Source organism: Tsukamurella conjunctivitidis (assembly GCF_007858475.1).
In the GTDB taxonomy this organism is placed as follows: Bacteria; Actinomycetota; Actinomycetes; order Mycobacteriales; family Mycobacteriaceae; genus Tsukamurella; species Tsukamurella conjunctivitidis.
In genome coordinates this window covers 1-566 of sequence record NZ_VIGX01000216.1, presented here as the reverse complement: position 1 = coordinate 566, position 566 = coordinate 1, and the positions used below count along the sequence as shown (strand labels likewise).

Here is a 566-nt window from a genome sequence, read left to right as displayed (position 1 = left end):
ATGCCTGCCTGGACGAGTTGGACGACGGCCAGAAGGTCATGCTCAAGCTCACGATCCCCGAGCGCGACGACTTCTACGCCGACCTCATCGCCGATCCACGGGTCCTGCGTGTGGTCGCCCTGTCCGGAGGGTTCTCCCAGGCGGAGGCCTGTGAGAAGCTCGCCCGCAACCACGGCCTGATCGCATCCTTCTCCCGTGCACTGCTCCAGGGCCTCACCGCCCAGCAGAGCGACGAGGAGTTCACCGCAACCCTGCGCGCCTCCATCGAGAAGATCGCCGCAGCCTCCGCCTCCTGAGGCGACCACGGCCGGAACCCGGCCCCTGCGCATGGGTGGCACACTGTCACCCATGCGCAGGGGCTGGGTCGTCGTGTGGGTGGTGATGCTGTGCCTGCAGGCCGTGGTCCTCTACACCCCCGACGTCGGCGGGGGCACAGGTGTACTGGCACCCCTGTGGGAGGTGACGCGTCGCTGGCCCGGCTCCACCGCACCCGGGGAGTACGGTTTCGACTGGATCATCCACGCCACCTCCTTCGCCTCGGTCACCGCCGCGGGCCTGCTCTGCAG

1 protein-coding gene and 1 pseudogene are annotated in these 566 nt (G+C 68.7%); both read left to right on the top strand.

All coding sequences use genetic code 11. The features are described 5' to 3' along the window. Positions 1–296: pseudogene (locus FK530_RS25115) on the top strand (fructose bisphosphate aldolase); the annotation flags it as partial. 52 nt (positions 297–348) lie between these two features. Continuing rightward, the coding region (locus tag FK530_RS25110) for a hypothetical protein (RefSeq protein ID WP_146489500.1) at positions 349–566 on the top strand (218 nt) is incomplete at its 3' end.